Source organism: Streptomyces sp. B1866 (assembly GCF_031932565.1).
In the GTDB taxonomy this organism is placed as follows: domain Bacteria; phylum Actinomycetota; class Actinomycetes; order Streptomycetales; family Streptomycetaceae; genus Streptomyces.
Genome location: NZ_JAVSCF010000108.1, coordinates 1 through 20,002 on the forward strand (window position 1 = coordinate 1; position 20,002 = coordinate 20,002).

At 73.6% G+C, this 20,002-nt stretch carries 16 protein-coding genes and 3 pseudogenes; 4 read left to right on the forward strand and 15 right to left on the reverse strand.

The window, feature by feature from the left end; translation table 11 throughout:
• Positions 1–130, forward strand: a pseudogene (locus RKE29_RS15905) (ATP-binding protein); the annotation flags it as partial.
• Between the two features lie 288 nt (positions 131–418).
• Here the strand turns inward: RKE29_RS15905 and RKE29_RS15910 are convergent.
• The 5 genes and pseudogenes from RKE29_RS15910 to RKE29_RS30825 all read right to left on the reverse strand — a co-directional run bounded on the left by RKE29_RS15910 (position 419) and on the right by RKE29_RS30825 (position 5,220).
• Complete coding sequence (locus RKE29_RS15910; RefSeq protein ID WP_312006047.1) at positions 419–649, reverse strand: acyl-CoA carboxylase subunit epsilon; 231 nt, start codon at positions 647–649, stop codon at positions 419–421.
• Positions 650–705: 56 nt separating this feature from the next.
• Positions 706–2,358, reverse strand: a pseudogene (locus RKE29_RS15915) (acyl-CoA carboxylase subunit beta); the annotation flags it as partial.
• Between the two features lie 598 nt (positions 2,359–2,956).
• A complete protein-coding gene (locus RKE29_RS15920; RefSeq protein ID WP_312006048.1) occupies positions 2,957–3,562 on the reverse strand; it encodes a hypothetical protein in 606 nt (201 codons plus the stop codon).
• Positions 3,559–4,818 (reverse strand): hypothetical protein, encoded by a 1,260-nt coding sequence (locus tag RKE29_RS15925; RefSeq protein WP_312006049.1) that lies wholly within the window; start codon positions 4,816–4,818, stop codon positions 3,559–3,561. Before RKE29_RS15925 ends, RKE29_RS15920 begins: the two co-directional genes overlap by 4 nt.
• A gap of 3 nt (positions 4,819–4,821) precedes the next feature.
• Positions 4,822–5,220, reverse strand: coding sequence for an ATP-binding cassette domain-containing protein (locus RKE29_RS30825; protein ID WP_369016040.1), 399 nt, complete (start codon positions 5,218–5,220; stop codon positions 4,822–4,824).
• Positions 5,221–5,516: 296 nt separating this feature from the next.
• Between RKE29_RS30825 and RKE29_RS15930 the strand changes: the two genes are divergently transcribed.
• Complete coding sequence (locus RKE29_RS15930; protein ID WP_312006050.1) at positions 5,517–5,987, forward strand: SRPBCC family protein; 471 nt, start codon at positions 5,517–5,519, stop codon at positions 5,985–5,987.
• Positions 5,988–6,007: 20 nt separating this feature from the next.
• On the opposite strand, the gene RKE29_RS15935 is transcribed toward RKE29_RS15930, so the two are convergent.
• The 5 genes from RKE29_RS15935 to RKE29_RS15955 form a co-directional block, all read right to left on the reverse strand.
• On the reverse strand, positions 6,008–6,223 hold the full coding sequence (locus RKE29_RS15935; RefSeq protein ID WP_312006051.1) for a DUF397 domain-containing protein: 216 nt from the start codon (positions 6,221–6,223) through the stop codon (positions 6,008–6,010).
• The gene (locus RKE29_RS15940; protein WP_312006052.1) at positions 6,207–7,022 is read right to left on the reverse strand and encodes a helix-turn-helix transcriptional regulator; all 816 of its coding nucleotides are present in this window, start codon (positions 7,020–7,022) and stop codon (positions 6,207–6,209) included. The genes RKE29_RS15935 and RKE29_RS15940 overlap by 17 nt, the downstream gene beginning before the upstream one ends.
• Before the next feature lie 158 nt (positions 7,023–7,180).
• Positions 7,181–8,818: a citramalate synthase gene (gene cimA, locus RKE29_RS15945; RefSeq protein WP_312006053.1), complete on the reverse strand. Its 1,638-nt coding sequence runs from the start codon at positions 8,816–8,818 to the stop codon at positions 7,181–7,183.
• A 483-nt stretch (positions 8,819–9,301) separates the two neighbouring features.
• Positions 9,302–10,429: a branched-chain amino acid aminotransferase gene (locus RKE29_RS15950; RefSeq protein ID WP_312006054.1), complete on the reverse strand. Its 1,128-nt coding sequence runs from the start codon at positions 10,427–10,429 to the stop codon at positions 9,302–9,304.
• 302 nt (positions 10,430–10,731) lie between these two features.
• Positions 10,732–11,772: a 3-isopropylmalate dehydrogenase gene (locus tag RKE29_RS15955; protein ID WP_312006055.1), complete on the reverse strand. Its 1,041-nt coding sequence runs from the start codon at positions 11,770–11,772 to the stop codon at positions 10,732–10,734.
• A gap of 129 nt (positions 11,773–11,901) precedes the next feature.
• Between RKE29_RS15955 and RKE29_RS15960 the strand changes: the two genes are divergently transcribed.
• On the forward strand, positions 11,902–13,500 hold the full coding sequence (locus RKE29_RS15960) for a metallophosphoesterase family protein (RefSeq protein ID WP_312006056.1): 1,599 nt from the start codon (positions 11,902–11,904) through the stop codon (positions 13,498–13,500).
• A gap of 466 nt (positions 13,501–13,966) precedes the next feature.
• Here the strand turns inward: RKE29_RS15960 and RKE29_RS15965 are convergent, their stop codons facing one another.
• The 5 genes from RKE29_RS15965 to RKE29_RS15985 form a co-directional block, all read right to left on the reverse strand.
• Complete coding sequence (locus RKE29_RS15965; protein ID WP_312006057.1) at positions 13,967–14,095, reverse strand: hypothetical protein; 129 nt, start codon at positions 14,093–14,095, stop codon at positions 13,967–13,969.
• A gap of 856 nt (positions 14,096–14,951) precedes the next feature.
• Positions 14,952–15,587, reverse strand: a complete 636-nt coding sequence (locus RKE29_RS15970) for a hypothetical protein (protein ID WP_312006058.1) — start codon at positions 15,585–15,587, stop codon at positions 14,952–14,954.
• 204 nt (positions 15,588–15,791) lie between these two features.
• The gene (locus tag RKE29_RS15975; protein ID WP_312006059.1) at positions 15,792–16,430 is read right to left on the reverse strand and encodes a Crp/Fnr family transcriptional regulator; all 639 of its coding nucleotides are present in this window, start codon (positions 16,428–16,430) and stop codon (positions 15,792–15,794) included.
• A 235-nt stretch (positions 16,431–16,665) separates the two neighbouring features.
• Positions 16,666–18,297, reverse strand: a complete 1,632-nt coding sequence (gene pruA / locus RKE29_RS15980) for an L-glutamate gamma-semialdehyde dehydrogenase (protein WP_312006060.1) — start codon at positions 18,295–18,297, stop codon at positions 16,666–16,668.
• A gap of 63 nt (positions 18,298–18,360) precedes the next feature.
• Positions 18,361–19,287 (reverse strand): proline dehydrogenase family protein, encoded by a 927-nt coding sequence (locus RKE29_RS15985; RefSeq protein WP_312006061.1) that lies wholly within the window; start codon positions 19,285–19,287, stop codon positions 18,361–18,363.
• A 174-nt stretch (positions 19,288–19,461) separates the two neighbouring features.
• Here RKE29_RS15985 and RKE29_RS15990 point away from each other — a divergent pair.
• Positions 19,462–20,002: pseudogene (locus RKE29_RS15990) on the forward strand (PucR family transcriptional regulator); the annotation flags it as partial.

Sequence of the window (20,002 nt, forward strand, 5' to 3'; positions counted from 1 at the left end):
AGAAGTCCGCGAAGCCCTCCAGATCGGACCCGACGCGCCGATCATCATCACCGACGCCCGCCACCGCAGCGAAGCCAAAAGCGCCCTCATCACCCTGGTCGAACACGCCCTCATGGCCCGCCTGCGGTGAGGGCCGGTGCCGGCCCGGCGGCCAGAGGCGCGCCCCACCCGCGCGGAGCGGTGCAGAAAGGTCACCGCACCCGCCCCGGCGCCTCCCGTACACGCACAGGTCCCCGCACTCCCTGACGAGAGGAGTGCGGGGACCTGTCACACCTGCGCCCGCGCGCGGCGGCACCGGACGCGCGGTACGCGGCCCGGGCCCGCAGCAGGGCCGTACGGCGGCGTACCGGCCCGTACGGTCGTACGGGCCGGAAGGCCGCGCGCGGGCCGGGGCGCCGAGCGGTGCGGACTGCCGGGGTCAGCCCTGCCAGCTGTGCGGGGCGCGGAAGCCCGCCTGGCGCTCCAGGCGGCGCCAGCGCGCCGCCGAGCGCCGGGGGCGCCCGCCGGGGGCCGGGTGGCCCGCCTGGGCGGCCGCACGGGCCAGCAGGACGGCGGTGACGGCGGCCAGCTCCTCGGCGTCGGCGTGACCCCTCTCGACGCGGACGACCGTGCCGGGGGCGGCGGTGTCGGTGGCGGTGGGTGTACTCACGGTCGGTCTCTTCTCCCTCACTGCGCTGCTGGTGGCGATGCGGTCACCGCGCCGCGTCACTGCGGCGGGTTGCCGTGCTTGCGCGACGGCAGGTCGGCGTGCTTGTCGCGGAGCATCGCCAGGGACCGGATCAGCACCTCGCGGGTGGCGGCCGGGTCGATGACGTCGTGCACCAGGCCCCGCTCGGCCGCGTAGTACGGGTGCATGAGCTCGGACTTGTACTCCTTGACCATGCGGGCGCGCATGGCCTCCGGGTCGTCGGCCCCGGCGATCTGCCGCCGGAAGATGACGTTGGCGGCGCCCTCGGCGCCCATGACGGCGATCTCGTTGGTCGGCCAGGCGTAGGTGAGGTCGGCGCCGATGGACTGGGAGTCCATGACGATGTACGCGCCGCCGTACGCCTTGCGCAGGATCACCGAGATCCGCGGCACCGTGGCGTTGCAGTACGCGTACAGCATCTTCGCGCCGTGCCGGATGATGCCGCCGTGCTCCTGGTCGACGCCCGGCAGGAAGCCCGGCACGTCGAGCAGCGTGACCAGCGGGATGTTGAACGCGTCGCACATCTGGATGAAGCGCGCGGACTTCTCCGACGCCTCGATGTCCAGCACGCCCGCGAGCGTCTGGGGCTGGTTGGCGATGATGCCGACCACCTGGCCGTCCATGCGGGTCAGCGCGCAGATGATGTTGCGCGCCCAGCGCTCGTGGACCTCCAGGTACTCGCCGTCGTCGACGATCTCCTCGATCACCTTGCGCATGTCGTACGGGCGGTTGCCGTCGGCCGGGACCAGGTCCAGCAGGGCCTCGCCGCGCCGGGTGGCCGGGTCCTCGCTGGTGACGGACGGCGGGTTCTCCCGGTTGTTCTGCGGCAGCAGCGACAGCAGGTAGCGGACCTCCTCCAGGCAGGTCTCCTCGTCGTCGTACGCGAAGTGGCACACGCCGGAGGTCTCGGCGTGCACGTCGGCGCCGCCCAGCCCGTTCTGCGAGACCTGCTCGCCGGTGACCGCCTGCACCACGTCCGGCCCGGTGATGAACATCTGCGAGGTCTCGCGGACCATGAACACGAAGTCCGTCAGCGCCGGGGAGTACGCCGCGCCGCCCGCGCACGGGCCGAGCATGACGCTGATCTGCGGAATGACGCCGGACGCCTTGGTGTTGCGCTGGAAGATGCCGCCGTAGCCGGCGAGCGCGGAGACGCCCTCCTGGATGCGGGCGCCGGCGCCGTCGTTGAGCGACACCAGGGGCGCGCCCGCGGAGATGGCCATGTCCATGATCTTGTGGATCTTCTGGGCGTGCGCCTCTCCCAGCGCCCCGCCGAAGATCCGGAAGTCGTNCGACACCAGGGGCGCGCCCGCGGAGATGGCCATGTCCAGGATCTTGTGGATCTTCTGGGCGTGCGCCTCTCCCAGCGCCCCGCCGAAGATCCGGAAGTCGTGCGCGTACGCGAACACCGTGCGGCCGTGGACCGTCCCCCAGCCGGTGATGACGCCGTCGGTGTAGGGCCGCTTGGCCTCCAGGCCGAATCCGGTGGCCCGGTGCCGCCGCAGCGACTCCACCTCGTTGAAGGATCCCTCGTCCAGCAGAAGCTCGATCCGCTCCCGAGCCGTCAGCTTCCCCTTGGCCTTCTGCGCCTCGGTCGCCCGCTCGCTGGGCCCGTTGCGGGCCACCTCGCGGATCGCGTACAGCTCGGCGACCCGCCCCCGGACGTCACTCGCCTCTTCGGACTCGCCTTCGACATTGGTCATGCAACGACGGTACGGTCCCGGCCCGCGCCAGACGATGTCAATTCCCTACAACGTCGCGAGCGTTTTGGTGGGCAGGCGGAACAGAACTGCACAGCAGCTTTGCCAGGTGGGGGTGTCCCAAAGGATTAGAGGCGCTGTCGGCACCCCACAAACATGGGGGCTAGGGGCCCCTAGGGGCCACAGCGACCGGCAGGTTCCGCCGGGGGCCGCCGACCGAGGGCGGCCATGCCCTATCACCCGGAAGAGTGAGGTCCGGTACGCCGACCGGACGCGCGCGATGTGGGCAGGCCACAGGCGTCCCGCCGGGCGCGCCCTCAGCCTACCGGCGCCGCCGCCCACCCCCGGCCCGCGACCCCTACCGCGGCACCCCTACGGCGCGGGCTCCCGCTCCTGCCGCGCCGGGTGCCAGGGCCGGATACGGGGACCGAGGGCCGGGGCCGCATACGGACCGGGGGCCGCGGCCGGTCGCGGCCCCCGGCACGGGTCCCGGCGCCGGGGTGTCAGCTACCGCCGCAGTTGTGGTACAGGACGTCCCAGTGGCTGCCCTCGCCGGCGTAGACTCCGCTCAGTCCCCCCGCACGCCGTGGCCCCGCGTCCGCGGCTCCCGCCACGCCGTCACGGCCAGGCCCGCCGTGAACAGGCAGCCTGCCTGGGCGGAGGCCGAAACGGAGGCGGTGTCGTGCAGGGGCCAGGCCCAGACCGCCGGCCGACCGGCACGGACCCCGAAGGACGCGCACAGGAAAGGAAAGACGGCGACGGCCGCGGCGGCGGCACGGACGCTCGCGAACGCCCGCACCACCAGGGCGATCCCGAGGTATCCGGCGAAGTCCCGCGCCATGGCCAGGCCCAGGGGCCGCCCGGCGCCGGTCTTCTCGACCGCCCCTGCCAGGAGGGCCGCCCCGGCGCACAGGGCCATGAAGGCCACGTCCCAGTGCCGCACGGCGCGCACGGCGGCCTGCTCCAGACCCGTGTCGGCCCGGGAGTGCCCCTGGAGTACGAGGCAGACAGGGACCAGCGGCAGCAGGAAGGCGAGCGGCAGGGGAAAGGTCCGCTCGCCGGTCAGGACCGGAACCGGCAGCTTCACCGAGTCGCCCGCAGGACCGAGCACCATGCACAGCACCAGCCCGGCGCCGACCGCCGCCGCCATGCGGACGCGCAGCCACCAGATCACCGGACCGCCCGCCGAGCCGCAGGAGCCGCCTGGTAGTGCGCGGGGTTCAGGTCCGGGCTCTGGTCGCACCGGCCGAAGGTCCTGGCATTACGCAGAAACCAGGAGAGCTGCGCCTTACGCGGTGCGGCCAGCACCTGCTGGGCGATCCGCACCTCTTCCCTGGGGTAGCGCCCCGCCACCGCCCGGGGATCGGCGCCCGCGGTGAGGGACAGCCAGGCGCTGACCGGTCCGACGGCGGCATATCCCGGCCACTGCGTGTCCGCGGCGCAGGGCGGGATGTCGTTCGGTACCAGGCTCAGCGCCAGCAGGGACCGGACCTGGTCCTGCGTCGGGGACACCGAAGTGACCGAGATGCTGCCGGGCGTACGCAGGCCCGCCGCGGCAAGGCGCTGACGGGCCTGCGTCGCCCAGGCGGTGATGTCGGCGGCTGCCCGGCGCTGCTCTGGCCACAGGCAGATCCGGGGAACGGTGTCACCGCAGGTGCGCAGCGCCGTCGAGCGTGGCACGGCGGCGCGGTAGCCCAGCGGCTCGGCGACGACCGCGCCCGCCACGACCGCGGCGGCCAGGACCGCGGGAGCCAGCAGGAGCGCCGGGCGGCTGAACCGGCCTCGTACCGTCCAGATCCAGGCGGCGGCCACCATGCCGACCGCCACCAGCGCCGGAGCCAGCAGGCTGCGCGGGGCGACCACCTCGTCGAGCGCGCAGCACTCGGTGAGGTTGTGCCCGTTGAGCTGCCGGACCCAGAAGACCTCCATCGCGGACGGATAGGCCATCCATACGAAGCTGCCGACCATCGCGGTCGGGACGGCGAGTATGCCGGGCAGGGTGAGGCCGACGGCGTAGCCCACCGCGGTGTGGGCCACGACGACGAGCAGCGCGAGGCCGATGACGGCCGGGGACGGCCCGCCCGGGTAGCCCATCGCCTGCGGGGCGAAGAGAGCGACCGCCAGAAGCACCGACAGGCCGCCGAGCACGAAGGTCGGGACGAGCGCGGACAGCGCGACGGCCGTGGCCGATCGCGCGGGCGCCCGCTGGAGCACCTGCGACTGCCGCACCCGGACCGCCTCCCATGCACCGCAGGCGGCGACCGCCGGCGCGGTGTAGCCGAGCAGGAAGGTGCTCTGCGCGGTGACCGACTCCCAGTAACCGTCGGTGATCCAATCGGTCATCTTGCCGCGGTACGCCAGCAGCCACGGGATCAGCAGCAGGCCGATCCGCGGCGCGATCGACACCCGCAGCGCGGTACGCCAGCGCACTCCTCACGCCTCCGCCGCGACGACGCCGGCGTAGGCGGCGAGGTCTTTCGTCTTGCGGGTGTCCAGGCCGTCAGGCGTGATGTGGCCCGACGCGCGCTTCAGGGTTGAGGCGGCGCGTCCCAGCAGTGTGGACTTCCCGGCCCCGTTGGGCCCCGGGAGGACTGAGCACCCGGCGTCCAGCCGGAGGCTGAGGTCTTCCAGGACACGTGCCCCCGGCGATAGCCGAAGGAACAGCGGGAGATGTGCACGGGCATCGTCGTTCGGTCCACTTCCGGAAGAGGGCACGGGGCCCTCGGGCCCCCTGCCGTCGCAGGCGCCCGAGGGATTCGAAAGCTGGAGGCGCGAGGCATGACGAGTCGCTTGCGGCGGCTTCCGCGGGCTCCCCACGGTGGTCGCACCCATGGGTACCACACGGGAATGGCTCGGTGACGGCCCGTCGGCCAGAAAGAGGGGGCGTCATCGAATCGGAGAGAAAGGCGACTTGCCCGATTCGCCTGGAGCCAGGTCAGTCAGCAAGGAGCCTGAAGGCCGCGGAGCGATGCGGGTTCCCTGGGCACTGCGGTCGAGCGCCCGAGTGCTGACCACGCGCGTGTTTCAGCCACACCGAGCACGGGCGCCCCGCCCGCCGAAGCCCCGTCCCCCTGTGCGAGGATGCCCCCGCCCCATGTCAACGCCGCCCGCGTCCAAGGGAGTGCCGCATGCGACAGCTCAGCGCCGACCGGATCGTCCCCGCGCCCGCCGCGGACGTCTTCGCCCTGCTGGCCGACCCGTCCCGGCACCGGGAGTTCGACGGGTCCGGCACCCTCCGCGGCCGGGCGGCCGACACCGGCCCGGTGCGCGGGGCCGGTGACCGCTTCGGCATGGACATGCGGCTCGGGCCGTTCCCGTACCGGACCGTCAACACCGTCGTGACGTACGAGAAGAACCGCGTGATCGGGTGGCAGACCTGGCTCCAGGTGGGGCGGGTGCGCGTCACCGGCGGCCACACCTGGCGCTACGAGCTGGCCGAGCTGGGAGACGACGGCACCCGGGTGACGGAGGTCTACGACTGGTCGACCGCCCGGTACCCGCGCCTGGCCGTGGAGTGGCCCGGCTTCCCCCGGCGCACCGGCCCGGCGATGCGGACGACGCTGGACCGGCTCGCCACGCACTTCCTCACGAGGCCCTGACCGCCGCCGCCCGCCGCCCGTCAGACGGCCGGGAAGGCTCCGCCCTTCACCGCGCCGACGAACGCGGTCCAGGCCCGCGCCCCGAACACGACGGCGGGCCCGTCCGGGACCTTGCTGTCCCGGACGGGTATGACGCCGGGGACGCCGTCCGCGACCTCGACGCAGTCGCCGCCGGTCGGATTGCAGTACGACGACGTGCGCCAGCGCGCGGATCGCAGGTCAGGGCTTGGCAGCATGCTTGGCGTACTCCTTCGCCACCGATTCGATCAGGGAAAGGGACGCCTCCGGGGACAGCGCGGCGCTCCGCACCAGATCGTAGGACCTGGCGTAGCGAGCGACCAGCGACGGGTCGTCGGACAACTGCCCGGAGTGCTGCCCCTCGATGTAGACCACCGGCGGGCCCTCCTTGAGATACAGGAGCTTGGTCATGCTCGGCATGCCGTAGGCCCCCGCCGTCAGGGGCAGGACTTGCAGGAAGACGCGACGGCGGCGCATCAGGTCGAGCAGGTGGTGGAGCTGATCGCGCATGGCCGCTGGTCCGCCGATCCGCCGTCGGATAACGGACTCATCGACGACCGAGAACATCTCGGGCTTACCCGCAGCCTCGAAACGGGCGATACGGTGCCCGCGAGCGGCCACCAAGTCCTCTACGACCGCATCTGTCACAGTCGGCTGGGCGGCCCGGACCATGGCGCGCGTGTACGCCTCGGTCTGGAGCAGCCCGGGCAGGAAAATGGGCGCGTACTCGCAGATCGTCTCCGCGTCGGGCTCCAGCTCCGCCGCCTCGGCGAAGTAGTCGGCGTACCCCGACGCCGCCTGCATCTCCTTGCACATGCGGGCGAAGCACCCGTCCGTGCCCAGTACCAGGTCGATCTGCTCGGCCATGTCCAACAGCGGCCTCCGGTGCCCCGACTCGAACTTGCAGACGAGCGAGGACGAGCAGAACAGCCGCTCACTCAGTTCCGACATGGACAGCCCCGCCGCCTCTCGCCGGTGCCTCAGCTCCGCCCCGTAGAGGGCACGAGGGATCGCCATCGGATCCGGGTACCTGCCCATTCGAACACCCTTACCCTTCGTGCGTCGGCCTTCACCCAACGTCAAGGGTAGTGTCCGGCAAGGGCCTTGAGCGGCGGGAACCGCGCTTCCAGCCGAGACAGCCGCTCTTGTCCACGGGTACGGCACCAGGCGTCCGGCTACTCCCCTGCCTCGTCCTCCGACGGCTCGACCCCGGCGCGCAGCAGCCCGTACGCGTACGCGTCGTCCAGCGCCTGCCAGGACGCGGCGATGACGTTCTCGCCGACGCCGACCGTCGACCACTCGGCCCGGCCGTCCGAGGTGGTGACCAGGACGCGGGTGGTGGACTCGGTGCCGTGCCTGCCCTCCAGGATGCGGACCTTGTAGTCGACCAGCTCCATGCGCGCGAGCTGCGGGTAGATGCGCTCCAGGGCGACGCGCAGGGCGCGGTCGAGGGCGTTGACCGGGCCGTTGCCCTCGGCGGTGGCGACGATGCGCTCGCCCTTGGCCCACAGCTTGACGGTGGCCTCGTTGGCGTGGGTGCCGTCGGGGCGGTCCTCGACGATGGCGCGCCAGGACTCGACGCGGAAGTGGCGGCGGGCGCGGCCGTCGGCCTCGGCCCGGAGCAGGAGTTCGAAGGAGGCGTCGGCGGCCTCGTAGGAGTAGCCCGCCAGTTCGCGCTCCTTGACGCGCTCGACCACGCGGCCGACCAGCTCCCGGTCGCCGCCGAGGTCGATGCCCAGCTCCTTGCCCTTCAGCTCCACCGAGGCGCGGCCCGCCATGTCGGACACCAGCATGCGCATGGTGTTGCCGACCAGTTCGGGGTCGATGTGCTGGTACAGGTCGGGGTCCACCTTGATGGCCGAGGCGTGCAGGCCCGCCTTGTGCGCGAAGGCCGACACGCCGACGTACGGCTCGTGGCTGGACGGGCTGAGGTTGACCACCTCGGCGATGGCGTGGGAGATGCGGGTCATCTCGCGCAGCGCGCCCTCGGGCAGCACCCGGCGGCCGTACTTCAGCTCCAGCGCGGCGACGACCGGGAAGAGGTTGGCGTTGCCGACGCGCTCGCCGTAACCGTTGGCGGTGCACTGCACGTGGGTGGCGCCGGCGTCGACGGCGGCCAGGGTGTTGGCGACCGCGCAGCCGGTGTCGTCCTGGGCGTGGATGCCCAGGCGGGCGCCGGTGTCGGCGAGCACCGTGCGGACCACGGCGTCGACCTGGGCGGGGAGCATGCCGCCGTTGGTGTCGCACAGCACGACGACGTCCGCGCCCGCGCCGTGCGCGGCGCGGACCACGCTCTTGGCGTACTCGGGGTTGGCGCGGTAGCCGTCGAAGAAGTGCTCGCAGTCGACGAAGACGCGGCGGCCGTGGGCGCGCAGGTGGGCGACGGTGTCGCGGACCATCGCCAGGTTCTCCTCCAGCGTGGTGCGCAGGGCCAGCTCCACGTGCCGGTCGTGGGACTTGGCGACGAGGGTGACGACCGGGGCGCCGGAGTCGAGCAGGGTGGTCACCTGGGGGTCGTCCTCGGCGCATACGCCCGCCTTGCGGGTGGCCCCGAAGGCGACGAGTTTCGCGTGCCGGAAGTCGATTTCCGCCTGGGCCCGCGCGAAGAACTCGGTGTCGCGCGGGTTGGCGCCGGGCCAGCCGCCCTCGATGAAGGCCACGCCGAAGTCGTCCAGGTGCCGGGCGATGGTCAGCTTGTCCGCGACGGTGAGGTTGATGCCCTCGCGCTGCGCGCCGTCGCGCAGCGTGGTGTCGAAGACGTGGAAGCTGTCGTCGGGCAGGTCCCTGGAGGGGGCCTTGGGCAGGTCCTGCATGGTGATCTGGCTCCTGTCAGGATCGATCTCGGTCTACCGGAAGAACCGGTTCCACCGTCCCCCCTATGGTCCCTCGCGCCGCTCGGGCGGCTGTGGCCGTCCTGACAACGAAAAAACCTCTCGCGGGTGCGAGAGGTCTGCGCGCGGGTCTGGGGACGCGGTGTCCGCGCCGTACCGGGGTCGGTCGGGGCGGTCACTGCGGACCGGCGCGCTTGCTGCCAATAATGATGGCGAACGAGAGCACGGTGGCATTCTGGCACACGCGTGCCGTCGGCACCCGCCCGTCTCAGGATGCGGGCCCGCGCCGCGCGCGCGTTCGGGCGCCCGTACGCGCGGGGCGACCGCGGATCCGTGCCGCCACGCGCGTGCCGCCCACCGGCCACCGGGCGTGGGCGGCACGCGCGGGCGGCGTCTGCGGGGCACGGGCCGCGCCGCCGGTGCGGACGGCGCGGCCTCGGCGTCACACCACGCGGTGCATTCAGGTCACACCACCCGGTGCATCCAGCCGTAGGGGTCGGGTGCGTCGCCGGTCTGGATGTCCAGCAGGGCCTTGCGCAGGCGCAGGGTGACCTCGCCCGGCTGCCCGTCGGCCACGGTCCACGCCCCGGCGGCCGACTTCACCGAGCCGACCGGGGTGATGACGGCGGCGGTGCCGCAGGCGAACACCTCCGTCAGCGAGCCGTCCGCGTTCCCCCGCCGCCAGTCCTCCACGCTGATGCGCTCCTCCGCCACCCGGTAGCCCAGGTCGGCGGCGATGCGCAGCAGCGAGTCGCGGGTGATGCCCGGCAGCAGCGAGCCGGACAGCTCGGGGGTGACGATGCGGTCGCCGTAGACGAAGTACAGGTTCATGCCGCCCATTTCCTCGATCCAGCGGCGCTCGGTGGCGTCCAGCCACACCACCTGGTCGCAGCCCTGCTCGGCGGCCTGCGCCTGGGCGACGAGGGAGGCGGCGTAGTTGCCGCCCGTCTTGGCCGCGCCCGTGCCGCCCGGCGCGGCGCGCACGTACTCCTCCGACAGCCAGACCGACACCGGCTTGACGCCGCCGGAGAAGTAGGCGCCGGCGGGCGAGGCGATGACGACGAACAGGTACTCGTCGGCGGGCCGCACGCCGAGGGCCACCTCGCTGGCGAACATGAAGGGCCGCACGTACAGCGTCTCCTCGCCGCGGCCGGGCACCCACGCCCCGTCCTGGGCGACCAGCGCGTCCACCGCCGCGACGAACGTCTCCGCGGGCAGCTCGGGCATGGCCATGCGGCGGGCGGAGGCCTGGAAGCGCAACGCGTTGGCCTCCGGCCGGAAGGTGGCCACCCCGCCGTCCGGCTGCCGGTAGGCCTTCAGGCCCTCGAAGATGGTCTGCGCGTAGTGCAGCGTCATGTTCGCCGGGTCCAGCGACAGCGGCGCGTACGGCACCAGCTGCGCGTCGTGCCAGCCACGGCCCGCCGTCCACTTGATGGTGACCATATGGTCGGTGAAATGACGGCCGAAGCCGGGGGCGGCCAGGATGCGCTCCCGCTCGGCGGCGGACAGCGGGGAGGAGGAGGGCTTCAGCTCGATCACCGGAAGCGCCGGCTGTGCGGAGGCCGCTGAGGCCGTTGAGGGTGTGCTGCTCATGAGTTCAGTCCTTCACCGTGAGGTTGTGGCGGACCGCGCTCACCCGCCCCGGCCCCGGGCACCGCCTGACAGCGGTGCGCCGATGGTAGGACGTCCGAGCTTTTCCTCGCGACGGCCCCACGACTCGATTATCACTCGAACGGCGAGTCGGGAGACCGGTGAAGGCGGACGGGCGCGGTCGACGGAGGGTTGGATTCCCCGCGCGGGCCCGGTGGAGCCGGTCCGCGAGGGACCGGGCTCGCCGTGACGGGCCCGCGGGCGGGGTGAGGTCCGGCCGCGCGGCGGTGCGAGGCTGTAGGACCTCAGCCGGATACTCGGGCGGCGAGCGCGTCGCCGACCTCGTCCGTGGTGCGGAAGGTGTCGCCCCGCTCCGTCAGGTCGGCGGCGACGGCGGCCTCGACACGGGCCGCCTCGGCCGCGAGTCCGAGGTGCGAGAGCAGCAGGGCCACCGACAGCACGGTCGCCGTCGGGTCGGCCTTGCCGGTGCCCGCGATGTCGGGCGCGGAGCCGTGGACCGGCTCGAACATCGACGGGAAGGCGCCGGAGGGGTTGATGTTGCCGCTCGCGGCGAGCCCGATGCCGCCGCTGACGGCGGCGGCCAGGTCGGTCAGGATGTCGCCGAAGAGGTTGTCGGTGACGATCACGTCGAACCGCTCGGGCTGCGTGACGAAGAAGATGGTGGCCGCGTCGACGTGCAGGTAGTCGGTCGTGACCTGCGGGTACTCGGCGCCCACCGCGTCGAAGATCCGCTTCCACAGGTGCCCGGCGTTCACCAGCACGTTGTTCTTGTGCACCAGCGTCAGCTTCTTGCGCGCCGTGGCGGCGGCCCGCTCGTACGCGTACCGCACCAGGCGCTCCACGCCGTAGGCGGTGTTCACGCTGACCTCGGTGGCGATCTCGGCGGGGGTGCCGGCGCGCAGGGTGCCGCCGTTGCCCACGTACGGGCCCTCGGTGCCCTCGCGCACCACCGTGAAGTCGATGGCGGGCCGGCCGGCGAGCGGGGAGGCGGTGTTCGGCAGCAGCTTCGACGGGCGCAGGTTCACGTAGTGGTCGAAGGCGAAGCGCAGCTTCAGCAGCAGCCCGCGCTCCAGCACGCCCGACGGCACGGACGGGTCGCCGATGGCGCCGAGCAGGATCGCGTCGTGGTCCTTCAGGGACTCCAGGTCCGCGTCGGGCAGGGTCTCGCCGGTGGCGTGCCAGCGCGCGGCGCCGAGGTCGTACGTCCGCTTCTCCAGCTTCACGTCCTGCGGGAGCACCGCGTCGAGGACCTTGAGGCCCTGCGCGACGACCTCCTTGCCGATACCGTCACCGGGAATCACTGCGAGGCGAATGCTGCGAGACATACCGGGACCCTACTCCCCGTCCCAGCTTTCGGCCCTTTGCGTCCGCCATACGGACACATGGAGGGCCGTATGTATGCCGTTCACCTCCCGTACCGAACGCCTTCGACCACGACTGGGAAGTTTCCTCACATGCATACACCACGGGTTGGCATTCCAGAACCGCTCGCGAGCCGCATGACCATGGCCGAGCAGCACGCATACCTGCGCACCAGGCTCACCCGGCGGCGGGTACTGCGCGGCGGGGCGGCGGGGGCCGGGGCGATCGCGGGGGCGGGGGCCCTGACCGGTGCGGCGTGCGCCGCCGGACCTCAGGCCGCCCCGGCCTTCGCCACGCTGCCGCGCCGCGTCGCCGTCGACGGCGCGCACGTCGCGCCCTTCGGCCGCCACCTGGCCTTCGGCGCCGACCCCCGCACGCAGATGCGCGTGTCCTGGCAGGTGCCGTTCGCGGTGCGCAGGCCGTACGTGCGGGTCGGCCTGAAGCCGTGGGAGCTGACCCGGCAGATCCCCGCCGAGGTCCGCCACCTGCACACCCCGGCGCTGTCGGCCAAGCTCCCGGCCGTGGACCAGTACTACCTGCACGCGGCCCTGGACGGGCTGCACCCGGGCGTGACGTACTACTACGGCGTGGGCCACGACGGCTTCGACCCGGCCGACCCGCGCAACATCTCACGCGTCGGCAGTTTCCGCACCGCGCCCGCCAAAGCCGAGCGGTTCGTCTTCACCGCCTTCGGCGACCAGGGCGTCAGCTACGACGCGCTCGCCAACGACCAGGTGATCCTCGGTCAGGACCCGTCGTTCCACCTGCACGCCGGGGACATCTGCTACGCGGACTCCTCCGGCGCGGGCCAGGAGACGGACGTGTACGACGCGCGCGTGTGGGACCAGTTCCTCGCGCAGACCGACACCGTCGCCTCGCGCGTGCCGTGGATGGTGGCGACCGGCAACCACGACATGGAGGCGTGGTACTCCCCCGACGGCTACGGCGGCCAGCTCGCCCGCTGGTCCCTGCCGGACAACGGCCCGGACCCGCGGCGCTCGCCCGGCGTGTACTCCTTCGTCTACGGCAACGTGGCCGTCGTCTCGCTCGACGCCAACGACGTCAGCTACGAGATCACCGCCAACACCGGCTACACCGACGGCGCGCAGACCCGGTGGCTGGACAAGCGGCTGGGAAAGCTGCGGGCCACACCCGGCGTCGACTTCGTCGTCGTCTTCTTCCACCACTGCGCCTACTCCACCACCAAGGCGCACGCCTCCGACGGCGGCGTGCGCGACGCGTGGGTGCCGCTGTTCGACAAGCACACGGTGGACCTGGTCATCAACGGCCACAACCACGTGTACGAGCGCACCGACGCGCTGCGCGGCGGCAGGATCGCCCGCCGGGTCCCGGTCGGCGAGAGCGTGGACTCGGCGAAGGACGGCATCGTCTACGTGACGGCGGGCGGGGCCGGCGCGCACCTGTACGACTTCCCCGTGCCCGACAGCTACGAGGGCCACGTCGAGGACGTCGACGAGGTGCCCTCGTACCACTGGGAGGAGGGCCGGGAGAAGGAGAAGGAGACCGTGGAGTGGTCGCGGGTGCGCTACACCGGTTTCTCCTTCCTCGCCGTGGAGTCCGACCCGGGCGGGCACGCGCCGCGCCTCAAGGTGACGGCGCTGGCGGAGACGGGCGAGCGGGTGGACCACTTCGAGGTGACGCGGCGCGCCTCGCGGCGGGCCGGGCGGTAACGCCGCCGGGCAGGGGCGGGGGCGTGCCCGCGTGCCCCCGCCCCTGCCGGGGGCGCGCCCGCGTGCCGGGGCAGGCGGCGGGCCCCGCATGCGGGCGGACGGGCTGACGGCTCGCGCGGCGTCACCGGGGGGCGGGCCGCCTCGGAGGACCCGCGCGGGGAACTGCCGGGTGGCCGCCGTCCAGGCCGCTCGGCCGTGCGGGTGCTTCCGGCGGCCTCGCCGGGCGGACAGGTCCGTCAGGGCTCGGCGGGACGGCCTGCCGTCGTACGGCCCGGTGGGCGGTCGCCGTCGTGACGCGTCCAGACGGGCGGTCTGTCTGGTGCCCGAGGCGGGTGCGCCCCGCCGACGGGTCGAGCGCGGATGCGCCCCGCCGCGCCTCACCCGGCGGCGGACGCCTCGGGTACGAGCGGTCCGGCTGCCCGGTGCGGGTGCGCGGGGGCGGCGGCCCGGCGGCCGGGCGCGGCCGTCAGTGGCCGGTGGCGCCGCCGTTGTCGCGGCGGTCGAGCGCGCGCTGGAGCGCGGCGGCGGCGTTCTTACGGTCGGCGTTGTCGGTCGGGCGGGGGCGGCGGATCCTGCGAACGGTCCTCGCGGCCATCGTCACGTCTCCTCTCCTGGATACCTGAGTCTCCTGGTCCGCCCGGGCGGGCCGGGACGTGTCCCGGAGCCGACGGCCCGCGTCCGTCCTGCCTGGCGCGTACGGGCGGGCTCACGGCCGGCCCGTACGGGCGGGGAGGGAAGGACGCGCGGCCGGGGCGGTGCGCGCCGGTCGGGGCCGTGGGCGGGGGCCGGGCGCCGCAGGGGTCGCCTGCCTCGGCGCGGCCGCGCCCGCCATCGCTGGATGCAGCGGATCGTTCGGCTCCTACAAACGTAGGCCAGGCTGCCCGGTGCTGTCTGCACAATTACTCGGGCTTCCTACTATCTGAGACGCGCGACACGCGGAGCAGGCAGGAAACGGCCCGGAGGTCAGGCGGAAGGGCGGGCTTGGGCCAGGCGGGGGACCGGCCGGGGGCGGTTCCGCGGGCGGGCTCTCGGACCGGTCCGAGAGCGGTCAGAGGGGGACGGCCTGCGCGGCGGCCTGCGGGCGGCCCGGGCGAGGGGCCGTGCGCGCCGGCGGCGGACGCGGGGCCCGGCGGGAGGACGGAGCGGCGGGCGATCCCGGGAGACACCCCGGCGGCGGGCGAGGCCAACCCCCGTTCGACCTCGACCCCAGCCCCGGCGCCGCTCGACGGCGCCCGCTCGCTGGTTATCCTCGTAAACCGCCGCAAATACCGGCTACTTGCGGGTGTGACGCTAGCATCGTTACACCTCGAACGTCCATGGCCGTCCGCCACTTGATCCCCGGCCGTTATCCGCCGCCGCACGTTTGCGACTCGGCCCTGCCCGGCCCTCCCGGCGGCCCGCCGCGCCCCCGGCCGGGCGGCGGGCCGGGAGCCGGGCGGCGGCGGGGCGGATCAGGGGTGCGGCAGGGCCTCGCGCGGCTCCCAGTCGCCGATGCCCGGCGGCGCGTGGTAGCCGGGCACCCGGACCCAGGCCGTCTCGTTCACGATCTCCTTGGCGTCGAACCGGACCGGGCGGAAGGACGGCCGGTCCACCTCCGGGTAGCCGTGCCGGATCACGCTGCGGTACCACTGGTCGGACACGGACAGGGCCAGGCCCGAGCGCCGGCCCGCCGCCAGCGCGGCGCGCAGCGGCGCGAGGTCCACCAGCCGGCAGGCGACGTTGAGGTCGGTGCCCACCCAGCCCTTGCCGTCCCAGGCGACCTCTCCCGCGTGCAGCGCGACCCGCAGCCGCAGCACGGCCTCGTCGCTGCTGGTACGGGCGTACCCGAGCAGCTTCCGCCACAGCGTGGCCACGAAGTGCCCGGCGAGGTCGGTCTTGGGGACGGTGCCGGGGAACAGCCAGAAGAACCCGTCTCCCCGGTCCTGCGGAAGGGGGTCGGCGGCCGGGTCGACGCCGATCTCCTCCAACGACTGCTCGGTCAATTCGTACAGCCGTTCCCGGAGCCACTGCTGGACGGGGTCCGACCTGCGGCCGAATTTCTCGATGTCGATCACGAGAATTGAATAGTGGTGCCTCTTGCTTTTCATGCCGTCCTATCCGGTCTCGGCTGGGATCGTGCGGCGTCCCGGACCCGCGGAATTGCCGGGTCCAGGCGTCGCAGTCATCCAAGCCCGCGGCCGGGCAGGGTCACAGCGTCAGATGACGCACACGGCGGGTGAACCGCGGCGCGACGGCGCGCGGGTCCGCTCCGGCGGCGCGGGGGCCCGCCGCGGCGGGCGGCGGCGCGGCCGTCACCGGGAGGTCTGCGCGTCGACCCAGCGCCGCAGCCGGGCCGGGTCGAGCACGACGACGCGCCCGCGCGCGCCGTCGGCCAGGCCCTCCCGCTGGAGGCGCCGCATGGTGCGCTGCACCGTCTCGCGGGAGGTGGCGGCGGCGCCGGCGAGCTCGTTCTGGTTCAGCGGGACGGACCGGGCGCCGGGCCGCTCGCGGGCGTCGGTCCCGTACCGTACGGCCAGTCCCAGCAACACCTGGCCGACCCGGACGGGCCCGGGCCAGGCACCGTGGTCCGCCCGCAGAACCTCGGAGTCGCGCAGCCGCACGGACATGCCGCACAGCACGGCCAGGCACAGCGCCTCGTCGGCGGACAGCAGCCGGCGGAAGCGGTCCAGCGGTACGACCACGCCGCTGACCTGCTCCAGGGCCGTCACGGTCGCCGACCGCCTGCCGCCGTCGAGGCACGCCTGCTCGCCGACGAGTTCGCCCGCGCCGCGCACCGCGAGCGTGCTGGTGTACCCGTTTTCACAGTGCTTGGTTATCTTCGTCAGACCGGCGCCGATCAGCACCACGCCGTCCGGGTGGTCGCCCTCCCGGATCAGCGTCTGGCGGCGGTTCCACGTGTGCGGGCGCCCGGCACCGCGTATCAGGTCCACCTGGCCCGGCGAGAATGGCGCGGGCGGTTTTCGCTCCCACGGATATGCCGGGTAGCGGAACACGTCGACTTTCCCAGGTGACTTCACGCGTCCACGCTACAAGCGGGTCCCGTCGGTCACGGCGACACGCGTGCGGCATTCCACGGAGTTTACAAACCGGCCACTTCTTCTCCCGCTTTCTCGCCCGTGTCCGCGACGCCGCGCCGCAGCGCGGTGCGAGCGCGGCGCGGCGGCGTCACCCCATGTGCGGGTAGCGGTAGTCGGTCGGCGGCACGAAGGTCTCCTTGATGGCACGGGTGGAGGTCCAGCGCACGAGGTTCTGCCGGGCGCCCGCCTTGTCGTTGGTGCCCGAGGCGCGCCCGCCGCCGAAGGGCTGCTGGCCGACGACGGCTCCGGTCGGCTTGTCGTTGACGTAGAAGTTGCCCGCCGCGAAGCGCAGCGTCTCGCAGGCGGCCGCGGCCGCGGCCCGGTCCCGGGCGATGACGCTGCCGGTCAGGCCGTAGGGCGCCGCCGACTCCATCTGCCGCAGCATGGCGTCGTAGTCGCCGTCCTCGTAGACGTACACGCTCAGGATGGGCCCGAAGTACTCGCATCTGAAGATCTCGCTGTCCGGGTCGGTGCAGGCCAGCACCGTGGGCCGGACGAAGTAGCCGACGCTGTCGTCGTAGGTGCCGCCGGCGACCACCTCCACCGAGGGGTCGGCCTCGGCCCGGTCGATGGCGTCCCGGCTCTTGGCGAACGCGCGCGCGTCGATGACGGCGCCCATGAAGTTGCGCAGGTCGGTCACGTCGCCGACGGCCAGCCCGTCCACCTCGGCCGCGAACTCCTCGCGGAAGCCCCCGTCCCAGACCGACCGGGGCACGTACGCGCGGGAGGCGGCGGAGCACTTCTGCCCCTGGTACTCGAACGCGCCGCGGACCAGCGCCGTGCGCAGCACCGCCGGGTCGGCCGACGGGTGCGCCACGACGAAGTCCTTGCCGCCCGTCTCGCCCACCAGGCGCGGGTACGTGCGGTACGCGGCGATGTTGGCGCCGACCGTCCGCCACAGGTGCTGGAAGGTGGCCGTCGAGCCGGTGAAGTGGATGCCCGCCAGGTCCGGGTGGGCGAGCGCGACCTCGGAGACCTCCAGGCCGTCGCCGGTGACCAGGTTGATCACGCCGGGCGGCAGGCCGGCCTCGGTGAGCAGGTCCATCACCAGCACGGCCGAGTGCGTCTGGGCCGGGGACGGCTTCCACACCACCACGTTGCCCATGAGCGCCGGGGCCGTGGGCAGGTTGCCCGCGATGGCGGTGAAGTTGAACGGCGTGACGGCGTAGACGAAGCCCTCCAGCGGCCGGTGGTCCAGGCGGTTCCACACGCCGGGCGCGTGGGCCACCGGCTGCTCGGCCAGGATCTGGCGGGCGAAGTGGACGTTGAAGCGCCAGAAGTCGACCAGCTCGCACGGCGCGTCGATCTCGGCCTGCTGGGCGGTCTTGGACTGGCCGAGCATGGTGGAGGCGGCGACGGTCTCCCGCCAGGGCCCGGCCAGCAGCTCGGCGGCGCGCAGCAGCACCGCCGCCCGGTCGTCGAAGGACAGGGCCCGCCAGGCGGGCGCGGCGGCCAGCGCGGCGTCGACGGCGTCCCGCGCGTCCTGCCGGGTGGCGTTGGCGTACGTGCCCAGGCGCGCCGCGTGGCGGTGCGGCTGGACCACGTCGAACCGCGCGCCGCCGCCCATGCGCCGCGCGCCGCCGATGGTCATCGGCAGGTCGACCGGATCGCCGGCCAGCTCCTTCAGGCGGGCTTCGAGGCGGGCCCGCTCGGGGCTGCCGGGGGCGTAGCCGTGCACCGGCTCGTTCACCGGCACCGGCACCTGGGTCACGGCGTCCATGGTGGCGACATCTCCTTCACGTCGTTGTGCGGTGTGCGGGTGCGCTGCTGTCGGGGGACGCGGTCAGCGGCGGCCGGCGACCGAGCGGAGGAAGAAGGCGAGGTTCGCGGGCCGCTCCGCGAGCCGCCGCATGAAGTACCCGTACCAGTCTGTGCCATACGGGACATAAACCCGCATCCGGTGGCCCGCCGCCGCCAACCGCGCCTGCTCCGCCTCCCGGATGCCGTACAGCATCTGGAACTCGTAGTCGTCCGGGCCGCGCCCGTGCCGCCCGGCCAGCCGCAGGGCCAGCGCGACCATGCGCGGGTCGTGGCTGCCGACCATGGGATAGCCCTTGCCCGCCATCAGGGCGGCCAGGCAGCGCGCGTACGCCCGGTCCACCTCGCCGCGGCGCTGGAAGGCCACCCGCGCGGGCTCGCGGTAGGCGCCCTTGACCAGCCGCACGCGCGAGCCGGGGCCGGACAGGGCCCGGCAGTCCTCCTCGGTGCGGTGCAGGCACGCCTGGAGCACCGCCCCCGTGCCCGGGAACGGCCCGCGCAGCGCGGCCAGCGCGGCGAGGGTGGAGTCGACCGTGGTGTGGTCCTCCATGTCGAGGGTGACCGTGGTGCCCGCCGCGTCGGCGGCCTCGGCCACCGGGGTGACGTGGGCCAGGGCCAGGTCGTGGCCGCCCGGCAGGGCCTGCCCGAACGCGGACAGCTTCACCGACACCTCGGCCCGCCCGGCCAGCCCCCGCGCGGCCAGCGCCTCCAGCAGCGCCAGGTAGGCGTCCCGGGAGCGCAGCGCCCGGGCCCGGTCGGTGACGTCCTCGCCGAGGTGGTCCAGCGTGACGTACAGGCCGCGCGCGGTCAGGGACCCGGCGGCCCGCAGCGCGCCGGGCAGGTCCTCGCCCGCCACGAACCGGTCCACCAGCGGGCGGGTGACCGGCGCGGTCGACACCACGCGGCGCACGCCGTCGCTGCGCGCTGCGGCACGCAGTACAGGACCCAGCACGGGGCACCACCTCCACGGTTTCGCCGTGGCTCCCCCGCGCGGGCGCCGGGGAGCGGGCTCACCGCAACCCTAGGAACGGCACGCGCGGGCGGCCATCGACAGCTGTCACGCGCCCGTGACCCGGATCTCATACAGATGTATGACAATGGGCGCGGGAGGGGAGGTGCCCGCCGGGTGCGCGACGACTACCAGCAACTCGTGGACGAGGTCTCGGCCGCCCTCGGCGCGCCCGCGACCCTGGAGGACCGCGACTTCCGGCTGATCGCCTTCGGCGTGCAGGACAGCGGCCCGGGCGACGACGCGGACGGCGACGGCGACGGCCCGCCGCTGGACCCGGTGCGCACCCGCTCCATCCTGCGGCGGCGCTCGACGCCCGCGGTCCGGGCCTGGTTCGAGGGCTTCGGCATCGCGCGGGCCCGCCACCCGCTGCGCATCCCGCCCGACCCGGCCGCGGGCGTCCTCATGGGCCGCATCTGCCTGCCCGTACGGCACGGCGGCGTGGTGTACGGGTACGTGTGGCTGCTGGACGACGGCCACCTGGCCGACCTGGAGCTGGGCGGGCCCGGCGCGCCGCCCGACCCGCGCCTGGCGCGGGCGGTGGAGACCACGGCCCGCATCGGCGCGCTGCTCGCCGCCGAGACGCGGGCGGGCGCTGCCGCGGGCGAGCTGCTGCGGACGCTGCTGACCGGGCCCGCCGACGGCCGGGACGCGGCCC